Source organism: Lentisalinibacter sediminis, assembly GCF_040706615.1.
GTDB lineage: Bacteria > Pseudomonadota > Gammaproteobacteria > Steroidobacterales > Woeseiaceae > Lentisalinibacter > Lentisalinibacter sediminis.
Genome location: NZ_JAPDRF010000003.1, coordinates 129,477 through 148,044, shown reverse-complemented (window position 1 = coordinate 148,044; position 18,568 = coordinate 129,477). Strand labels below are relative to the sequence as shown.

16 protein-coding genes are annotated in these 18,568 nt (G+C 60.0%); 9 read left to right on the top strand and 7 right to left on the bottom strand.

The features are described from left to right. Positions 1-356: 356 nt before the first annotated feature. The 3 genes from ACJMKX_RS05535 to ACJMKX_RS05525 all read left to right on the top strand — a co-directional run bounded on the left by ACJMKX_RS05535 (position 357) and on the right by ACJMKX_RS05525 (position 4,226). A complete protein-coding gene (locus ACJMKX_RS05535) occupies positions 357-995 on the top strand; it encodes an NYN domain-containing protein (RefSeq protein WP_405222226.1) in 639 nt (212 codons plus the stop codon). Between the two features lie 504 nt (positions 996-1,499). Next, positions 1,500-2,036 (top strand): SHOCT domain-containing protein, encoded by a 537-nt coding sequence (locus tag ACJMKX_RS05530; protein WP_405222224.1) that lies wholly within the window; start codon positions 1,500-1,502, stop codon positions 2,034-2,036. 1,173 nt (positions 2,037-3,209) lie between these two features. Further along, the gene (locus ACJMKX_RS05525) at positions 3,210-4,226 is read left to right on the top strand and encodes a hypothetical protein (RefSeq protein WP_405222221.1); all 1,017 of its coding nucleotides are present in this window, start codon (positions 3,210-3,212) and stop codon (positions 4,224-4,226) included. Positions 4,227-4,353: 127 nt separating this feature from the next. Here ACJMKX_RS05525 and ACJMKX_RS05520 read toward each other — a convergent pair whose 3' ends face one another. From ACJMKX_RS05520 to ACJMKX_RS05490, 7 genes are all read right to left on the bottom strand, one after another. Next, positions 4,354-5,514, bottom strand: coding sequence for a hypothetical protein (locus tag ACJMKX_RS05520; protein ID WP_405222218.1), 1,161 nt, complete (start codon positions 5,512-5,514; stop codon positions 4,354-4,356). Between the two features lie 54 nt (positions 5,515-5,568). Continuing rightward, entirely contained in the window at positions 5,569-5,985 is a 417-nt protein-coding gene (locus ACJMKX_RS05515) for a hypothetical protein (RefSeq protein ID WP_405222215.1), read from the bottom strand. After that, on the bottom strand, positions 5,982-6,260 hold the full coding sequence (locus ACJMKX_RS05510; protein ID WP_405222212.1) for a hypothetical protein: 279 nt from the start codon (positions 6,258-6,260) through the stop codon (positions 5,982-5,984). Before ACJMKX_RS05510 ends, ACJMKX_RS05515 begins: the two co-directional genes overlap by 4 nt. Next, positions 6,257-6,457, bottom strand: coding sequence for a helix-turn-helix transcriptional regulator (locus ACJMKX_RS05505; protein ID WP_405222209.1), 201 nt, complete (start codon positions 6,455-6,457; stop codon positions 6,257-6,259). Before ACJMKX_RS05505 ends, ACJMKX_RS05510 begins: the two co-directional genes overlap by 4 nt. 101 nt (positions 6,458-6,558) lie before the next feature. Next, positions 6,559-7,383 carry a hypothetical protein gene (locus ACJMKX_RS05500; protein ID WP_405222206.1) on the bottom strand — a complete coding sequence of 275 codons (825 nt, stop codon included), beginning with the start codon at positions 7,381-7,383 and terminating at the stop codon, positions 6,559-6,561. 107 nt (positions 7,384-7,490) lie between these two features. Then, positions 7,491-8,714, bottom strand: coding sequence for a tyrosine-type recombinase/integrase (locus ACJMKX_RS05495; RefSeq protein WP_405222203.1), 1,224 nt, complete (start codon positions 8,712-8,714; stop codon positions 7,491-7,493). 338 nt (positions 8,715-9,052) lie between these two features. Beyond that, positions 9,053-10,249, bottom strand: a complete 1,197-nt coding sequence (locus tag ACJMKX_RS05490) for an aromatic ring-hydroxylating oxygenase subunit alpha (protein WP_405222201.1) — start codon at positions 10,247-10,249, stop codon at positions 9,053-9,055. A gap of 267 nt (positions 10,250-10,516) precedes the next feature. On the opposite strand from ACJMKX_RS05490, the gene ACJMKX_RS05485 reads away from it, so the two are divergent. From ACJMKX_RS05485 to ACJMKX_RS05460, 6 genes are all read left to right on the top strand, one after another. Continuing rightward, positions 10,517-11,428 (top strand): BKACE family enzyme, encoded by a 912-nt coding sequence (locus tag ACJMKX_RS05485; RefSeq protein ID WP_405222198.1) that lies wholly within the window; start codon positions 10,517-10,519, stop codon positions 11,426-11,428. Next, positions 11,425-12,975: a carnitine 3-dehydrogenase gene (locus tag ACJMKX_RS05480; RefSeq protein WP_405222196.1), complete on the top strand. Its 1,551-nt coding sequence runs from the start codon at positions 11,425-11,427 to the stop codon at positions 12,973-12,975. Before ACJMKX_RS05485 ends, ACJMKX_RS05480 begins: the two co-directional genes overlap by 4 nt. Position 12,976: 1 nt before the next feature. After that, entirely contained in the window at positions 12,977-14,140 is a 1,164-nt protein-coding gene (locus ACJMKX_RS05475) for an acyl-CoA dehydrogenase family protein (RefSeq protein WP_405222193.1), read from the top strand. Between the two features lie 13 nt (positions 14,141-14,153). Then, positions 14,154-14,939, top strand: coding sequence for a carnitinyl-CoA dehydratase (locus ACJMKX_RS05470; protein ID WP_405222190.1), 786 nt, complete (start codon positions 14,154-14,156; stop codon positions 14,937-14,939). Between the two features lie 13 nt (positions 14,940-14,952). Next, positions 14,953-17,010, top strand: a complete 2,058-nt coding sequence (locus tag ACJMKX_RS05465) for an acetate--CoA ligase family protein (protein WP_405222187.1) — start codon at positions 14,953-14,955, stop codon at positions 17,008-17,010. A gap of 171 nt (positions 17,011-17,181) precedes the next feature. Beyond that, the gene (locus ACJMKX_RS05460; RefSeq protein ID WP_405222184.1) at positions 17,182-18,456 is read left to right on the top strand and encodes an MFS transporter; all 1,275 of its coding nucleotides are present in this window, start codon (positions 17,182-17,184) and stop codon (positions 18,454-18,456) included. Positions 18,457-18,568 lie beyond the last annotated feature (112 nt).

Sequence of the window (18,568 nt, the reverse complement as noted above, 5' to 3'; positions counted from 1 at the left end):
CTGTCACTGCACCACAAGGGTGTGTGCCCCGGTATCCTTCCAGCACGAATTTCGGCCACTACTTAGCCGACCAAATGAGGGCTAGAGACACGTTTAGCCGCCGGGAAGCCGGGATGGCTCCCAAATTTGCAGGTGCGGGGAGCAAACTTCATTCCTGAGTGGATACCCAAGCACCCAGTCAAGTCGTGGCGCTATAAGACAAAAAAGAAGCCTCTTCGCGACTGTTGAGGCACTTTCGCTCTACGCAACCCTTGACTACAAGCGAATAATTGCCATAATTTACTTGTCAGCCCCAGACGGACCTACGGGTTCTCTGGCCCCCTTCAGGTCACGGCCTGGAGGGTTTTTTTTGCCTTATGAACAGAGTCACTTTTCTTGTAGACGGATTCAACGTCTACCACTCTGCCAAGGACGCTCGCGCCGACCTCGCGGGCGCTCCGACCCTTTGGCTAGACCTAAGAAGTCTTTTAACGTCGTATCTCTCTATCTTTGGGAGGGACGCCGTTCTTCGGGAAATCTACTACTTTTCCGCTCTAGCTAAACATATCGACTCTTCACGGCCTGGTACCACAAAAAAACACGAAGATTACATTGATTGCTTGCGCAGCACTGGCGTCAAGATTCGGCTTGGCCGATTCAAGTACAAAACGGTGTGGTGCCGAGGATGCAAGACAAATAATGTTCACTATGAAGAGAAAGAAACCGACGTCGCACTCTCTTTGAAGATAATGGAGCTATTCCATCTTGATGCATGCGACACGGTAGTGCTCGTAACCGGAGACACAGATCTTGCTCCGGCCGTCCGGATGGCTGCGGACGTCTTTCCCGCCAAGACTATTTGTTTCGCATTCCCATACAAGCGTAAGAACAAAGAATTGAATTCGATTACGAGCAAGTCGTTCCTAATAAGAAAGGAGCGATATGCTGAAAATCAGTTTGCCGATCCTTTTACCGGCGTCGCCGGGCGCGTGATAGCGAAGCCTCCCAATTGGTAGTTGCGCTACTCAATGACGCGCTCCATCAACGTAGTAAATCCGCAGCCGAGCTTGTGACTTCAATCTCGGCGCCTTTGGTGTTGTATCCAGAGGCAAGCTGGCTCGTACGCGAGTGCCTCGATTTGATCGCTCAGAAAGGCGTCTTCCAGAAGGTCCTGACAATCCTCGTCTGGACAGCACCAGTATTCAATGATCGGCACTAGGTCCATGGACCCAGCTTGTACCGGCCTGTCCCTTATTGCTTTCCCAATATCTCGGCAGATCGGCCAGATATTCGGCAAATCAGCGTGTACGAGCCCGGGAGAGGCTGGTAGAGGGTCGATGTTTGGTAATTGAAGGCTGAAGGCTAGGTGGCGTTGCCGAGGGCTTCTCCCGGCTTGTCCTAAGGTAATCCTCCGCCCGTATTTACGGGCAATATCCGTCCAAATTGTTTGGAAAATACCAAATACAGCAAGCTTGCGATTAGAATCAACCCAGGTGCGAGCTAGGGAATGGGGCAACATCATGAGAATTCTGGTAATTGGTATCGCCACACTGGCGGCTGGATGTGCAACATTGACGGAGGACGCGATGACACCAGTTGCGTTGTCTTTCAGCGATGGCAGCGAAGGTATCTGCGAGCTTCAGAACAAGCGGGGAATTTGGTCAGCGGATCTTCCGGGCACCGTTTCAATCAGAAAGTCGGATGACGTTCTGAAGTATGACTGCGAGACGGAGAATGGGCGGTCTGTGACTGGGGGGATCCCCAGCCGGATGGGAGGGAAGATTGTCGCGAGCGCCGTCTTTATTGACTTTGGAATCACTGATGCGATTACGGATAAGCATCGAGAATACCCTGCGAACTTCGTCATTCCCGTGAAGCGTGAAGAATCTGCCGCTGAGGGTGTGTCGGGAACAACTGCTGAATCGGCGGCTGGCGTTACCAATGGCCAGACTGATCGATATCAGCAATTAGAGACTCTCAACGACCTGCGGGAACGCGGAATAATCACTGACGAAGAATTCGAAGCCGAAAAGAAAAAAGTACTCGAATCCGAATAGGCTTCTTTCAGCTAATTAGAAGTCCGTATTTTTTTGGCAATGATCGGAGAGCCTGCGCTGAGCGATACCCGCATCCCTCGATCTTGGGAAGGACCCGCTGTCGAGATTCGACAGCAAAAGGGGTGCGACATTTGCCGAGGTTCGCCCCTAAAAGGCCGCTAGGTCGTTTTCGCTGAAGTTCGCGCCCAAAGGGGATGGCGAGGTTCGGAGAGGTTCGCACCTAAATGCAGGCGAGGTTCAGCGGAATTCAGCACGAAAAGGACCGGGGGGGGGATCAGACGCTACAAGCTGCAAGTGAATACCGAGCCGGATCCCCACATAGCCCTAAACGGCAAGAATTTTCGTTTGCGAATGAGCCTCAGTGACAAAGTGCCGGGGGCAAATCGTGTTCCCTGCCAGACCGCAAGCACCCAGTGCGTCACGCCGCTGAAAAACAAAAGGGTCCGCTCCCGACCCAAAGCGGACTATCGTTGGTAGACTATTTCCTGGGCAGTACAGCGCCTTTGTTCCCTCGCTTGAATGAACAATCGGAGTAAAGTTATGCCGCCAAAGAGGTATCCATTGCCGAAAAGGTTCAACGCAGCGTTATCCGAGAAAGCGTACGAGCAGTTACGAGCACTTAATGAGGAGTACCACTACGGGAATAACTACCTTTTAACGATCATTTTGGAGAATTTCGAGTCGATCGCTGATCTCAATGCTGTCGAGGAGGTATTCTCGAAATTCGCAGATAAATACGGTGCTCCCGCGGCTGGCGGAATGAAGAGAAAGACCTAATTTGCAACAAGTCGCAGCGATACGTTCGAGTTTCATTTTTCATCGCAGCGAGCTTGTCTGGGTTTGGCCGAAAGCGGAAACTCGGACGACTGTAGCGTTCTGACGAGTAGGCTCTTATTTCTATCTATTGGTCAGATGGTTGGCGGTTCAGTAAATAGAGCCCCTCGACGACCCAACTAGCTGAGACAGCGACGAATTGCTGAATTAAAAGGGCAGATACAGGAGGCTCCTACCTCTTGCCTATCCCTTCCTATCCTGTCCCATCCTACCCCACACCTACACCTACCCTAGTGCCTATCCTCTCCCACCCTAGTTTGGCCAACTCTCACGCACTAAGCTCTGGAAAAGTCGCGAGCAATTTGATATTCCGACCAAAGTCCAAGGAGGGGGGGCATCATGTTGTTGGAGACTATCGTTATCGCTGGCGGGATCTGGCTGGTAATAGTTTTGGTATTCAGGGGTCATACGCAGCTTTTTCAATGGCTAAATTTCGGACTTTTCGCGGGTGGCTTCTTTCTCGCCGTTTCTTCGCCAAATGAGCCCGAGCAAGTTCGCTTCTACTTTTCCATCGCGCTCATTGGATTATTTGGCGCGATTATTGGCTGGAAGCGCGTTCCGTCAGGGGAGAAGAATGCGGAGGGAGAGATCGCGAGTCAAGGCAACGGCTCCGGGGCAGAAAGCGTTGAAGAGGACGCGGAAGATGAGGGGTCAACGACGACTACGGAAAAGCCCGCGCAACCTCCGGAAGAGCAAAGCACCTCCGATAATCAAGTTCGGTTCCAGAACGGCTGGGTCAGGTTCGTTGATCCAGGGGCCGAAATTTTTCAGGACGCTTGGCGGACCAGAGTTGTGCAGCCAAACGGGAATACGGTCTCTGTTACGCGTGAGTTCGCTTTGGAGGCGGAGAACGACTCCGGGAACCGTCTATTTGTGATGGTGGACTTCTATCGTTTGCCCGCAGCACTGACGGTTTTCTGGCAGCAAACGGGCGCGGAGGGTGAGCATGGGCTCAATCTCGAGTCGCCACTACCTGTCGAGGAGTTCGGCCCGCTTCTTGGGCGTTTCAAGCAACTACTGAAAAGCGAGATTCCCAATCAGGATTGGATTGACTTCGATACTCTTGATGAGGAGATCAGGCGCGTCGTAGACGCGGTGCCGCCGATGGTGCCCACGAAAACCATGATCGGAATCCAGAAAGATCTAGAGTTCACACACGGTACATCGGGAGAGCGAAAGCAAATCCGTGCCGGTGTGTATGAAACTAAGGTGCGAGGTTGGCGGCAGAATGGGGAAGTGACGTCAGTTGATCTGGAGCGTCTCAGTGAAGGGGGGCAGGACGTGAAAGACGCTATGGATCAGACCAACTGGAACGAACTGGTCCGTGATGGAACCCTGATTGTTTATCCCGATTGAAGGCATTTTTCAACCTTGGGATACCGCGTTTTGAGGTGTCTTATGCTGCGCGCTCGGTTCGCGCAAGTCCGTTTATCTGGGTTTTAAGCTATTGACGGTCAGCTGTGAGAGAAACCGAGGTTCCAGACTAGTCCAAATCCGTTCGCGGGTCGAAGGCACGCGCAACTTCCTCACGACTACCGTGTGCAGCAAGCAGAGTGTAGATTGTGGTGACAATGGCGTAATTCGTCATTCGTTTCTCATATGCCAATACGAAGCCAGCGATGTTCTTTGGTTTCAGGGGTATCGCGGTTAGCGCCCAACCTTCCCATTTGTCTTTCGGTTTGCCAGTGGTGATGTAGTCGAAAAACGTCGCACTAAGATACTTATCCCCGAATCGTCGTAGATCGACGTAGGCGACAAGGTTCCACTCATGGAAATCGTTGTTAAAGATGCAGGCGATAACTCTAATAGCTGAGGTTTCGTTTGGATCGAGATTCAATCCGAATTCCTCGAGCAGTGCGCGTTGGGCTGCGCGGATAGGATCTATCCTTCCTTGCGTCAAATCGTCAACAGTCATTCCTTCCACGGCTCCGCAGACGATCCGGCCGCTATTTACAGCGGTGGCACCGCGTTCGACGAATAGCAGTTCACCATTACCTGTAATTATTCCAACGCAGATGCCAAGGTTATTGCTAAAGAAGGGATGCATTGTCATAGGCGGCTCGCGCAGTAGTTGGCGGCGTTTCGCCTCAGGCAAGCTTTGGAAAACCTCAGTGGCAGCTCTTTGATGTATGTAACCCTTCGATAGGCAGTAGGTGATGCGGAGGCGATTGGCTTCTGTACCGTCTGCGCGATCCACGGATATTGCTTTGGGTGCTATTTTGGCTTTGCCTTCGTAGATTTCTCTCCGTTCCAGCTTTTCCGTGAAGCGGGCGAGGGAGCGCTCGTACGCGTATCGAAACTCCTCGGGAATCTCCTCGATGCGTGATTCCTGCTCTGACACCAAAAAGCCTGGCTCGTAACCCAACGGACAAAAATCGAGAACATAGACAGACGTGGAAATCCTGCCGAATGCGAAGTCCTTTCCGTTCTGCTGTTTGGCGAGCTCCGACGCAACTTTTGTCAGAGCGGCGCGGCGTCGCTTTGCGGTGAAAGCATCCCATAGTCTTCGGTAGAAATCATGGAGAAAGAAGTTCCCAATACTCGCGGCAATAAAGGCGGTGATCGCGATAAGAATTGCGGTGAGCGAGGTGAGCCCAGTAAGCTCCGCCCATCGGGCCGACAATGAAGAGAAAAAGTCAGACATCGCCCGTGCGCGAGACCTCGGCGTTCCAAGTGGTCTTGCCTAAAGATAGCGCCATCACTTGGCAGTTTCCAAGAGTTTACGGATAACGCTGTACTGGTTCGGTTTGTCTAAGTCCTCCCCTAAGCCCGTCTGGCGAGTACTGCCCACGCGGGCCCGAATAAGCCGCCCTCGGTATAGATTCAGGTTGATGTCGCCTTTCGCGCTGGACTCCGAGAGGAGGGAGCGAAATTCCTTAACGAGGTGGCTTCGATCCCCCACGGTGAACTTCCCGTCCCGGCCTAAGGGTGGCTCCAAGTCTAGAGCGTTGTAGTAGCGGATGAGGGGAGTACCGCCATACTCCCCCTCCGCCACGGCAAAGTGCAGGATTACCTTGTTGCTATTCCAGGATTGGCCCGTCTCGTAGTACATAAACCGCACCAGGTACTCGCCCTCTGGAATCAGAGGGTGGTAGCCAACGACTTTCCCTGTCATCGATCTACGGGCTTACGCCTAAGCTCAAATTCAGCCGGGATTAGCTCGTTATAGCGCCGGACAATCCCGGAGACGGCCTCTATGGCCTCGGAGAGGGTCTGAGCCGGGTGAAGCCTGATCTCCTCCCGTACGGCGCTCTCCAGTGCGCTGCCAAAGGAATTGAACCACTTGAAGGATTCCCAGCCGGTCTTCCCTTTACGCTTTCGGGGCTTCTGGAGTTCCCAGGCTAGCTCGCCCCCTTTGATTCGCCGCTCCTCGCTGATATGGACGATCATTGCTGATCACCTCGCGAGGTGTGGATTTTCCCAGCTATCCAAGCGTCAACCTCGTCAGCGAGCCATCCGACGGCCCGTACACTGAGGTTGATCGGGGGAGGGAACTCGTTCCGCGAGATCTTTGCGTAGATGGTGGAGCGAGAAAGCCCAGTCCGCGCCATTACCTCCGGTAGTCGCCAGATTGTCTTATCAGCCATGTCTGCATCCTCCTAGATGCCGTTGGACATGGCTTTAATTTGGGGTGTCTACGACGGAGAGTCAGCGCAAGTGCAGCAATTCGCGCTGCAACTGCAGCCAATCAGTCGTGCTTCAGCCTCTTTCTAGCGTCAGCGAACTTCTGATCGAGGTTCCTCTCGGAAATTCCATCCCGCCCCCCATACTTATCAACAAGGTGGCTAACGATAGCCTCCTGGTTCCTGAATACGCTGTTTGGTTTGCCGTTTATCTCTCCAGTTAGCATTTCAAGCAGTCCCCCAATAATTCTCTCGTAGGTAGCTTTCGCTCGCGGCGAAACTGGAGCGTTGGGGTTGTTACTATCTTGGGAATCGGGAGACAGGTTGAGTAGTCCCCGTTTCTTCGCCCAGGCCTCCCACGGAATGCCGTATCTTTTTTTGTGAGCCCAATCTATGTAGTAACTCGGCTCGCGAGGCGCGAGATCGGAATGCTCAGGTTTGCTTAGGTAAATCGCCCATGCGCGGCAGAGGTTCTCTTGGGCGCGATACCGCGCTTCGAGCTTGTCTAGTAACGTAAAAAGCTCGTAATCATCCTCGTCCCAGCGGCCGAGCTTCTCCAGCTCATGCTTACGGGAATTTTGTGCTTCTTCGAGATCTTCTCCCTCATTGTCTGGGCGAAAGATATTTGCTGGATCATCCGATAAGAGGGATATCCACTCGTACATGGGTGGACCTGATCCGGAATTATCAACAACGATATGGCCGTAATCGACAAGGGTGGCATTCGGGGGGGCGAGTACGGACCTGATTGGGTCGATATCGCAGATCAGAGACAAGGCGGTATGTGGTGTCCAGGTGTCATGTCTGAGTAGATCTGGGAGAGAGGAGGCCCTGAACCAATCGTCGGGTGACTTTTCGTCGGGGGTTGTCGGTTTCTTACGTCCGCCCACTTTGCGCTCCTTCCAGCGCCCTCCAATTTAGGAAGCCGGGGCAGGCCGGTGAAGGTGTCCGGCTTTTCGGTAGCTAACCTAGCCCGGCTTGTACTCAAGAATTTCAGCTACGCGGCTCCTTTGCCAAGTAGTTGCACAACGCGATCAGCATTCTTTGCCTTGGTGTAGCCGAAGTTCGCCCACGATTGCATCAGCTTTTTGCGCCGCTCGAACATATCTCCCCGCTGATAGGCTGCTTCCGTCTTGTCGGAGAGTACGTGCGCTAACGCAGCTTCCGCGATTTCCCGGGGAAACGAAGTTTGCTCGGCGCACCAATCCCGGAACGTAGAGCGGAAGCCGTGGACGGTGATCCCGTCATGGCCTAGCGTTCGCAGCAGTTTGAGCATGGTCATTGAGGAGATGGGCCGATTCGGTCTGGCGCCAGGGAAGACAAACTCGCTCTCTCGCCGCTCCTTGAGCTTTTCCACAATGGCTTTCGCTTGCTTGCTCAACGCTACGCGGTGCGGTCGGCTACCTTTCATGCGCTCTCCTGGGATAGTCCATATTCCGGCTTCTAGGTCGAATTCCTCCCATGTGGCGCGGATTACCTCTCCGGTGCGGGCTGCCGTCAGAATGAGAAATTCGAGCGCTCGGGCTGAGATTGGGTCTTTCTGACGTAGTTCAGCCATGAAGGCGGGTAGCTCGAAATAGGGTAGAGCGGGGTGGTGCGTGACGGGGGCTACCTTGCTGCGTTTCGGTAGCAGTTTGTCCAGGTGGCCTCGCCAGCGGGCTGGATTCTCGCCCACTCGAAAGCCTCGGACTCTGGCCCAATCGAGGATGTTCTCTATGCGTCCCCGTACTCTGGAGGCTGTCTCGGTCTTCTTAGTCCAGATCGGCTGAAGGATGGCCAAGATGGCTTCGGTGTCGATGTCCTTCACTAAAGACTGCCCTATTTTTGGGTAGGCATACGTTTCCAGGGTGTTCTTCCACTGAGCGACGTGCTTGGGATTCCGCCAGCCTGATTGGTGGCTCTCGATATAGGCAGCGGCGCATTCCTTGAAGGTGATTCCCTGTCGGGATTCCCGAATAGCTCGCTCTCGCTCTTCCCGCCGTGCAGCTATCGGATCTGCGCCAGACTTGGCGAGCTTCCGGTACTTGTCCCGTAACTCTCGGGCTTCCTTGAGAGATAGCTCAGGATAGCCCCCTAAGCCCATATCGCGCCTTTTGCCCTGGATCTGATAGCGGTATACCCAGAGCTTCGATCCGCCCTTAGCGACGAGGTAGAGGCCCTTCCCGTCGAAGTGTTTGCCTTGGCCCGCGTTTCTGACTCCGGTAGCCGTGAGGTTGGCCATATGTGCCTCCGTTATCCCCCACTTTCTCCCCCATTCTAATCCGGACTCTGTCGGAAGTCACGAGACGTGATAGGACTAGAAAGTTATTGGTAACAATGGGTTAACGGATTGCTATAGAAGTGTATGGAACCCCCAGAGGCGGACTCCCTCTCCGCCAAAAAACAAGAAAAGGGCCCTCGCGGCCCTTTTTTTGATTTTCACTGAACCGGGGTTCGAACCCTCGATATCAGATAATCGGGTTCGAGCCGCCCGCAGGGTGAGCCTGCGAAGCAGGCGAATCAATCCCTCCCTTTCCGCTACTCCATAGATAACGAAAAAGGCGCGGCGCCGGCCCGGCGTCACTCCATGAGCTTGCGATTCTCCTCGGCAACCTGCCCGAGGGCGGGCGCCGCGTCGAGCGTCGTCACCGGCACGAGCCGGCGAATCAGTTCGTGGAAGCGCCAGATACCACTCTCCTCCGAGGACAGCGGCCCGGGGCGGTAGCCGGTCGTCGCCAGGCCTTTCTGTACCCGTTCGCACAGGTCGCGATCCTCGTCGTTGATCGAACCGTTGATCTCGAGGTTGAGGCGCCGGAGCTTCTGCTCCTCGCGCGTCGGGTCCGGGGGACCGTAGAATAGCGCGCGGACGAGGGTCCTGTCATGCCCCAGCGGCATGATCTGGAAAATGTCCAGCAGCTCGGGGTAGAGGTCGATGCCCAGGTTGCCGGCGAGGCCGAACTGCACCCAGCGATTGTGCAGGTCCTCCGGGATTCGCTCGAACGAGGCGGGGAAAAGCTCCTGGTAACGTCGCTCGGCGTCGACCTTCGACGGCTTGTCGCGGAGGGCGAACACACCGTAACTCAGGCCGCTGGTCAGCTCTTCTCCCTCGTCAGTGCTTTCCACCAGCCGGTTGAGGCCAGGGTGCCCGACCGGGATATGGTAGTTCTCAAGATAATTGTCCCAGGCTACCTTCCAGTTGCATTCCCAGATCTGGTGTACCGGTTCGGCACAGGCAACGTAGGAACCGGTGTCGTACTGCTCGAAGTATTCTGCGGTGTGCGCGAATTGCTCCGCCACGCTCGGGCCGTTGCCCCGGACGCGGACGAACAGTAGCCCGTGGAAATCTTCCAGCTGGATCTCGTGCAGCCCGAACTGCCCGCGGTCGATCGGAGCGAAGTTCTCTTCACGGGGGATACCGAGCAGGGAACCGTCGAGTTCGTAGGTCCAGCCATGGTAGGGACACTTGACCACGCCACGGCAATGGCCCTTGCCCTCGAATATCCGCGAGGCCCGGTGCCGGCAGACATTGAGGAAAGCCCGCAGCACACCATCCTTGCCGCGCAGCACGACCACGCTATCGCGGCCTAAATCGACCGTCACGTAGTCGCCGGGCGCCGCTACTTCGCTCCGATGGCCCGCCAGCTGCCAGCGGCGCAGGAAAAACGCCTCGTACTCGAGATCGAGGACTTCGGGGTTCAGGTAGGCCCAGGGCGCCAGCGGCTTGCCGACTTTCTCGGGGTTTCGCAGGGGTCTGATATCCGCGGATTCGGTCGCCATTTATGCTCCTTTTGCATCCCGATTCTAGCGCAGGTAGGCGTCTGATTCCGGCTTGTGACCCGAAATCGGATCATCTATGGTGAGTCCGTACATCGGCCAGATGCGAGCTCATGCTCATCCGGGGACCCTACAAGAAAGTACTCGACTGGTGGCCGCCGCCCGCGGCCCGCTGGTGCGCCCAGCGATAACGTCACGGCCCAATGCCCGGAATGTCCAAGGGGCATGCCGTCCGTCCAGAACAGTCGTACTGATCCCGGGGGTTCTCCAATGCCGATGGAAATCAATCGCGAAGTCTTCATTACCTGTGCTGTCACCGGCTCCGGCGGCACGCAGGACAAGTCACCGCACGTGCCGCGCTCACCGGAAGAGATTGCCGACAGTGCCATCGAGGCGGCAAGGGCCGGGGCTGCGATCGTGCACTGTCATGTGCGCGAGCCGGAATCCGGCAAACCTTCACGCCGCGTTGACCTGTACCGCGAGGTCACCGAGCGCATACGGGAAGCGGACACCGACGTCGTGATCAACCTGACTGCCGGCATGGGCGGCGACCTGGTTCTCGGCTCCCCGCACGCCCCGTTGCCGCTGTCCGGGGCCGGTACCGACATGGCCTCCGCAGAGGAGCGCGTCGAGCATGTCGCGGAATGCCGCCCCGAAATCTGCACGCTGGACTGCGGCACGATGAACTTTGCCGAGGCAGACTACGTCATGACGAACACGCCCGGCATGCTGCGGAGCATGGGCAAGCTGATGACGGGACTCGGCGTGCGCGTCGAGATCGAGGCCTTCGATACGGGCCACCTGTGGCTCGCGAAGCAGCTCGCCGCCGAGGGCATCATCGAGGCCCCGCACCTGGTGCAGTTGTGCATGGGTATTCCCTGGGGTGCGCCGGACGACCTGCACACTTTCATGGCCATGGTCGGCAACGTACCTTCCGACTGGCACTTCTCGGCCTTCTCGCTGGGCAGGAACGAGATGCCGTACGTCGCGGCGGCAGTGCTGGCTGGCGGTAATGTGCGTGTCGGTCTCGAAGACAACCTCTATCTTCGCAAGGGCGAGCTGGCGACCAACACGCAGCTCGTCGAGAAAGCGGTGAGGATCATCGAAGATCTGGGGGCCGAGGTGATGACCCCGGAGGCCGTCCGCCGGAAACTGGAGCTCACGAAGCGGGCACCCCGATGAGCACCGCGACAGGCCGGCGCCGCAAGGCGGGCCTGCTCGGCGGCGGCGTCATCGGCGGCGGCTGGGCAGCCCGATTCCTGCTTCACGGCTGGGACGTGCATGTCTACGACCCGCATCCGGAAGCCGGGCAGCGGCTTGCCGACGTGCTCGCCAATGCGCGGCGCTCCCTGCCGGCACTGACCGATGCGCCCCTGCCGCCCGAGGGCGAACTTACTTTCTGCGCGCGGGTAGCCGACGCGGTCCGCGATGCGGACTGGGTCCAGGAGAGTGTGCCGGAAGACCTCGCACTCAAGCACGAGGTCATTGCCGCGGCCCAGGCGGCCGCGCCGCCGGCTACGGTCCTCGGTTCGTCCACCTCCGGTTTCAAACCGAGCGAACTTCGGCAAGGGGCGGCGAATCCCGGGCGCATCCTGGTCGCGCATCCGTTCAATCCGGTTTATCTGCTGCCGCTCGTCGAGGTGGTCGCGAGTCCGGAGAGCGACGATACCGTCGTCGCCGGCGCGATGGAGCTGCTCACGTCGATCGGCATGCAGCCGCTCAGGCTCCGGCGCGAGATAGACGCGCACATCGCGGACCGCTTGCTCGAGGCCGTCTGGCGCGAGGCACTCTGGCTCGTGCGGGACGACATCGCAACGACGGCCGAGGTGGACGATGCGATCCGGATGGGTTTCGGGCTGCGCTGGGCACAGATGGGACTCTTCGAGACCTACCGGCTGGCCGGGGGCGAAGAGGGCATGGCGCATTTCATCCGCCAGTTCGGCCCGGCGCTAAAGTGGCCCTGGACGAGACTGATGGACGTGCCGGAGCTGGACGAGGCGCTGGTCTCGAAGATCGCCGCGCAGTCCGACGCGCAGTCAGGGGCCTGGAGCATCCGCGAGCTCGAGGCCATCCGGGATCGCAACCTGATCGGCATCCTGCGCACTCTCAAGGAGCGCGATTGGGGTGCCGGCCGGACGCTGAATGCCCACGATCGCCACCTGAGGCAACAGGCGCCGCCGGCCGATGCTCAGACCGACGGACAGGCCGACGGATCGGTCGATGGATCGGTCGATGGATCGGTCGACGAAGAGCAACCGCTCAGGTTGCTGGAACTCGCCGTGCTGCCGGCCTGGATCGATTACAACGGCCACATGACGGAGTACCGCTACGTGCAGGTCTTCAGTGACAGCTGCGAGGCGCTGTTGCGGCGCGTCGGCATGCATGACGACTACGTCGCCGCAGGCTGCAGCTGGTACACGGCCGAAACGCACAACCAGTACTTCGACGAGGTGGGCGCAGGTGCGCCGATGTATACGACCGCCCAGGTGCTGGCGAGCGACGGCAAGCGGCTGCACGTCTTCTACCGCCTCCATGCCGCCGAGGACGACCGCCTGCTCGCCACACTCGAGGCCATGTACCTGCACGTCAACACGACGACCGGCAGGGTCGAGAGGGCCGCTGGCGCCGCATCGGCCGCGCTGCGGGAACTTGCAACAGCGCATGCATCGCTGCCCGTCCCCGAAACGGCAGGCCGCAGCGTGGGCGAGCGTAAACAGAGGTCTTCATGAGATGAACTTCGAACTGACCGAAGAACAGCAGTTGATCGTCGAAACGACTCGCGCGTTCGTCGAGAAAGAACTCTATCCGCACGAGGCGCAGATCGAGCGCAGCGGTCATCTCGACATGGATCTCGTCCGGGAGGTCCAGCAGAAAGCGATCGAGACGGGGCTCTATGCCGCCAACATCCCCGAGGAATTCGGCGGTGCCGGCCTCGACACGCTGACCTGGCTGCTCTACGAGAAGGAGCTGGGCCGCGCGAATTACGCGCTGCACTGGACGGCCGTGGCGCGGCCGTCGAACATCCTCTGCGCCGGCACCCCGGAGCAGCGGGAAAAGTACCTGAAGCCCTGCGTGGCCGGAGAGCAGTGGGATTGCCTTGCCATGACGGAGCCCGGGGCGGGCTCCGACCTGCGCGGCATGAAGGCAACGGCGAAGCGCGACGGCGACGACTGGGTGCTGAACGGGGCCAAGCACTTTATTTCCCACGCCGACATCGCGGCGTTCTCCATCGTCTTCATGAAGACGGGCGAGGAAGACGGCCCGCGCGGCAAGCGCGCGCTGATCACGGCCTTTTTCGTCGACAAGGGTACGCCCGGTTTCACGGTGCGCGACGGCTATCGGAATGTCTCCCACCGCGGTTATACCAATGCCATTCTGGAGTTCGACAACTGCCGTATCCCGGCCGAAAACGTGCTGGGCGAGGTGCACGAGGGCTTCCAGGTCGCCAATACCTGGCTCGGCGCCACCCGGCTGCAGGTGGGCGCGACCTGCCTGGGGCGGGCGGCGAGGGCGTTCGCTCACTCGGTTGCATACGCCGCGCAGCGCGAGCAGTTCGGACAGCCGATCGGCAAATTCCAGGGCGTCTCGTTCAAGCTCGCCGACATGGCGACGGAGATGAAGGCGGCCGAGCTGATGATCCTCGAGGCGGGCTGGAAGACCGACCAGGGCACGGTGAGCGATGCCGATATGGCCATGGCGAAGCTGAAGGCCACCGAGATGCTGGCGTTCGTCGCCGACGAAGCGATACAGATCCACGGCGGCATGGGCCTGATGGAAGAACTGCCACTGGAGCGCATCTGGCGCGATGCGCGCCTGGAACGCATCTGGGAAGGCACCTCGGAGATACAGCGTCACATCATCAGCCGCGCGCTGCTGCGGCCACTCGGGAACTAAAGGGCGGGGAATCATGAGCAAAGAGGACGTCAGGACGCGGATCGACGGCGGGGTACTCGAAGTCATCGTCGACCGACCGAAAGCAAACGCCATCGACCGCGCGACCAGCGTCGCGATGGGGGAGATCTTCGCGGATTTCCGCGACGACCCGGACCTCCGGGTCGCCATCATCTCGGGCGGCGGAGAGAAATTCTTCTCCGCCGGCTGGGACCTGAAGGCGGCCGCTTCCGGTGAAGCCGTCGACGGCGGGTACGGTATCGGCGGATTCGGTGGTATGCAGGAACTCGAAGACTTCAACAAGCCGGTGATCGCGGCGATCAACGGCATCTGCTGCGGCGGTGGCCTGGAGATCATGCTCTGCGCGGATATCATCATTGCGGCCGACCATGCGACGTTCGCGCTGCCGGAGATCCGCTCGGGTACCGTGGCCGACGCGGCCTCGATCAAGCTGCCGAAGCGAATCCCGTATCACATCGCAATGGAGATGCTGCTGACCGGACGCTGGCTGGATGCGGAGGAAGCGCATCGCTGGGGCTTCGTCAACGAGGTCGTGCCGGCCGACAAGCTGATGGAACGCGCCTGGGCGGTGGCCCGGGTGATCGAGTCCGGACCGCCGCTGGTCTACGCCGCGATCAAGGAAGTCGTCCGCGAGGCGGAGAACATGAAGTTCCACGATGCGTTGCGCAAGACGATCAACAGCCAGTTCCCGACCGTGAAGACCCTCTATTCCAGCGAGGATCAGCTCGAAGGAGCCCGCGCATTCGCCGAGAAGCGCGACCCGGTCTGGAAGGGTCGCTAGGGGACGGGCACCCGTGCGTAAAGCTGAGGCGCTGCGGCGTCTATTGAGTCCCCGGTCGGTGGCCGTCATCGGCGGCGACAGCGCGGCGGAGGTTATTCGACAATGCCGCAAGATCGGTTACACGGGGCAGCTGTGGGCACTGAACCCGCAACGGCAGGAACTCGCTGGTGTCGACTGCGTAACCTGCGTGGCCGAGCTGCCGGGTGTGCCGGAGGCGAGCTTCGTCGCGGCGCCGCCGGAGGCCACGCTTGCCATCATCCGGGACCTCGCCGCGGCCGGAGCGCCCGGCGCGGTCTGTTTCGCGGCGGGATTCGCCGAAGCCGGGGCACTCGGAGCCGGACTGCAACGGGAGCTCAGGGAAGCGGCCGGCGACATGGCGATCATTGGCCCGAACTGCCACGGCTACCTCAACTACCTGGACGGCGTCGCGTTGTGGCCGGACCAGTACGGTGGCCGCCGTTGCGAGCGAGGCGTCGCCCTGATCGCGCAAAGCGGCAATATCGCCCTGAACCTGACGATGCAGCGCCGCGGAGTCGACTTCTCCTACGTGATCTCGGCAGGCAACAACAGCGCGCTCGGCATGCACGACTACATCGATGCCCTGCTCGAGGACGAGCGCGTCACGGCCATCGGTCTGCACATCGAGGGGCTGAACGACATCCCGGCCTTTTCCAGGGCCGCGATACGCGCGCTCCGGAAGGGTGTGCCGATCATCGCCTTCAAGGCGGGCCGTTCCGCCCGCGGGGCGGAGATAACGATGAGCCATACGGGCTCACTGGCGGGTTCCGACGAGCTCTACACGGCGTTATTCGCGCGGCTGGGCATCGCCCGCTGCCACACGGTGTCCCAGTTTCTCGAGACGATGAAGCTCCTCTCGCAGTGCGGGCCCCTGCCCGGGGCGACGATCGCATCACTCAGCTGCTCGGGAGGCGACGCAACCGTCGTTGCCGACAACGCCGAACGGCTCGGCGTCAGCACGCCGCAGTTCTCCGGTGAGAGCGCGAAACGCCTGAAGGAGCTGCTCGGGCCGAACGTCAGCGTTTCGAATCCGCTGGATTATCACCTCTATATCTGGGGCGATACCGACAAGCTGACCCGCTGCTTTACGGATGTTCTCGGCAACGATCATGCCTGCTCACTGCTGGTCCTCGATTACCCGCCTGGCGAGGATAACGACGATGCCAACTGGCGGGTCGCGGAACGGGCGTTGCAGGCGGCGGTCGAAGCGACCGGCGGGCGCGCGGTCATCGTCTCGTCTTTGCCGGAAACGATGTCCGACACCGTCCGCGAGCGCCTCAAGGATGCCGGCCTGACGCCGATGCAGGGTATCGAGGACTGCCTGTTCGCGATCCGGGCGGCGGCGGACGTTGGCGCGGCACGACGTGCGCCGGCACGGGTGGTACCCGTGGCCGCTACGCACCCGCGCAGCGGCGAGTCCGTCCTGCTGGACGAGTGGCAAAGCAAGCAGGAGCTGGCTGCGGCCGGTATCCGCGTGCCGATAGGCCGGGTCTGTGCCCCGTTCGAAGTCGCCGAAGTTGCGGCCGGAATCGGCTACCCCGTGGTCCTCAAGGGTATTGCCGAGGGGCTGGCGCACAAGAGCGAGGCCGCTGCCGTCGTTGTCGGCATCCGGACCGACGCGGAGTTGCTGGGCGCCGCGGAAAGGCTTGCGGAAAAGTTCGAGTGCCTGCTCGTCGAGGAGATGATCGGCCCCGGCATTGCCGAACTGATCGTCGGCTTCAGCCGCGACCCGGGTTTCGGGCTGACGATGCTGATCGGCAGCGGCGGGGTCAACGTGGAACTGCTGCACGATACCGTCCCGCTGCTGTTGCCGGTGACTCGCGAAGATATCGCCGCGGCGATCGGCCGCCTGAAGGTGTCTGCGCTCATCGCCGGCTATCGTGGCGGTATCGCCGGCGATCTCGACGCGCTGATCGATGCCGCAGACAAGCTGGCAGCCTACGCCGTCGCCAACGCGGACCGGATCCATGAGCTGGACGTCAACCCGATGATCGTTACGCCCACAGGTGCCGTCGCCGCCGATGCGTTGATCCGGCTGATCGAACGCCAATAGAGCCGGGAGCCCGGTCTTCAATCCGGGAACGCGGGTCCTGTTATTGTTGCAGCCGATCCCCACCGATAGAGTCGTGGTCGCTATGGAAACGGCGAAAAAGTACACGCGGAGCGAGCCGCGCCGGAAACGGGAACCGACGGGGGTGCCCGGCGCCCACCACGCGGCGGCATCATGAGCATGCGTTCGAGCACAGGGTTCGCGCTTCTGGGCGCGGCGCTGGTGGCGATCAGCTACGGCCTGGCGCGTTTCGCCTTCGGGCTGTTCGTTCCTCCGATCCGCGCCGAACTGGCGCTCACGCCCTACGTGATCGGCATCATCGGCGCGCTGCCGCTGATCAGCTTCCTGCTGGCCACGCTCGTCGCGCCATTCATCGCCAACCGTCTCGGGGCCCGGCATACTGCGGTGTTGTCAGGCCTGTTCGGCGTCGGTGGGCTGACGTTGATCAGTTTTGCGTCCGGCCCGGTCTCGCTCGGGGTCGGTGTTTTCGCGTGCGGTATCTGCACCGGCATGATGATGCCGGCGCTCACGGCTGCCATGCGGGCGGTGGTCAGACGCACGCAGCACGGGCGCGTCAGCGCGGTCATGAACGCCGGCACCAGCGTCGGCGTGGCGGTGGCCGTGCCGGCGGTGCTGTTCATGGCCGGAGCCTGGCGTTTTGCCTACGCCTCCTTCGCCGTCCTCGCCGCCGCAGGCGTCGTGGCCGCGTGGCGCTTCATCCCCGCGGCATCGCCCATCGTGCCGTCCAACGCCGCGCCGCCTCCGCCCATCAGCAAGCTGCAGTGGTCACGCCTGTTCGAGCTCTCCCTGTTTGCATTCGTCATGGGATTCATCGCGTCGGCGTACTGGATCTTCGCGCCCGACCTGGTGGTTACCCTCGGCGCCCTGCCGCCCGGCGCAGCCGGATGGCTGTGGCTCGCGGTCGGCATAGCGGGCCTGGGTGGCGCGGTGGTCGCCGACCTGGCAGATCGCAACAATCCGCCGATCACCCATGCATTGATGCTGATGATGCTATCGGCGAGCCTCGCGCTACTCGCCGCCAGTCCCGGTAGCGTGGTGCTCGCGACGTTCTCGGCGCTGGTCTTCGGTCTGGCCTACATGAGTCTGACGGGCCTGTACCTGATGACCGGCATCCGCCTGTTGCCGGGTCGGCTCGCGATGGGGCCGGTGCTGCCGTTCATCGCCGTTGCGCTCGGACAGGCGGCCGGTTCGCCCGCGGTTGGCGCGCTGGTGGCCGATATCGGCTATGCCGATGCGTTTGCCCTGCTGTCTTCAATCGGTATAGCCGTCGCGATCCTGTCGCCGTTTTACCCGGGTCACATCGAGCCCGAGCCGGACGAGGAAGCCGAGGAGCAGGAAACCGGCCTTCAGGCGGCATTCGATCAGCAGCTGCAGGACGCGGAGGGCGAACCGTTCAGGTACGGTACGGAAGCCGCCAGAGACGAGTAGGGGGCTGCGGGCCGCCGCAAAGAAAAAGGCCGGGAGATCGCTCTCCCGGCCGGAATGTCTTTCTTCTATCTTTTTTGATGGTGTGGGGCGGGCCTTGCGGCCCACCCCGGTC

Excerpts from the sequence above, each read along its gene's own strand:
- ACJMKX_RS05530 (WP_405222224.1), top strand. The coding sequence starts at position 1,500 with ATGAGAATTCTGGTAATTGGTATCGCCACACTGGCGGCTGGATGTGCA.
- ACJMKX_RS05485 (WP_405222198.1), top strand. The coding sequence starts at position 10,517 with ATGCCGATGGAAATCAATCGCGAAGTCTTCATTACCTGTGCTGTCACC.
- ACJMKX_RS05520 (WP_405222218.1), bottom strand. The coding sequence starts at position 5,514 with ATGTCTGACTTTTTCTCTTCATTGTCGGCCCGATGGGCGGAGCTTACT.
- ACJMKX_RS05505 (WP_405222209.1), bottom strand. The coding sequence starts at position 6,457 with ATGGCTGATAAGACAATCTGGCGACTACCGGAGGTAATGGCGCGGACT.
- ACJMKX_RS05510 (WP_405222212.1), bottom strand. The coding sequence starts at position 6,260 with ATGATCGTCCATATCAGCGAGGAGCGGCGAATCAAAGGGGGCGAGCTA.
- ACJMKX_RS05470 (WP_405222190.1), top strand. The coding sequence starts at position 14,154 with ATGAGCAAAGAGGACGTCAGGACGCGGATCGACGGCGGGGTACTCGAA.
- ACJMKX_RS05480 (WP_405222196.1), top strand. The coding sequence starts at position 11,425 with ATGAGCACCGCGACAGGCCGGCGCCGCAAGGCGGGCCTGCTCGGCGGC.
- ACJMKX_RS05475 (WP_405222193.1), top strand. The coding sequence starts at position 12,977 with ATGAACTTCGAACTGACCGAAGAACAGCAGTTGATCGTCGAAACGACT.
- ACJMKX_RS05490 (WP_405222201.1), bottom strand. The coding sequence starts at position 10,249 with ATGGCGACCGAATCCGCGGATATCAGACCCCTGCGAAACCCCGAGAAA.
- ACJMKX_RS05515 (WP_405222215.1), bottom strand. The coding sequence starts at position 5,985 with ATGACAGGGAAAGTCGTTGGCTACCACCCTCTGATTCCAGAGGGCGAG.
- ACJMKX_RS05495 (WP_405222203.1), bottom strand. The coding sequence starts at position 8,714 with ATGGCCAACCTCACGGCTACCGGAGTCAGAAACGCGGGCCAAGGCAAA.
- ACJMKX_RS05535 (WP_405222226.1), top strand. The coding sequence starts at position 357 with ATGAACAGAGTCACTTTTCTTGTAGACGGATTCAACGTCTACCACTCT.
- ACJMKX_RS05460 (WP_405222184.1), top strand. The coding sequence starts at position 17,182 with ATGAGCATGCGTTCGAGCACAGGGTTCGCGCTTCTGGGCGCGGCGCTG.
- ACJMKX_RS05525 (WP_405222221.1), top strand. The coding sequence starts at position 3,210 with ATGTTGTTGGAGACTATCGTTATCGCTGGCGGGATCTGGCTGGTAATA.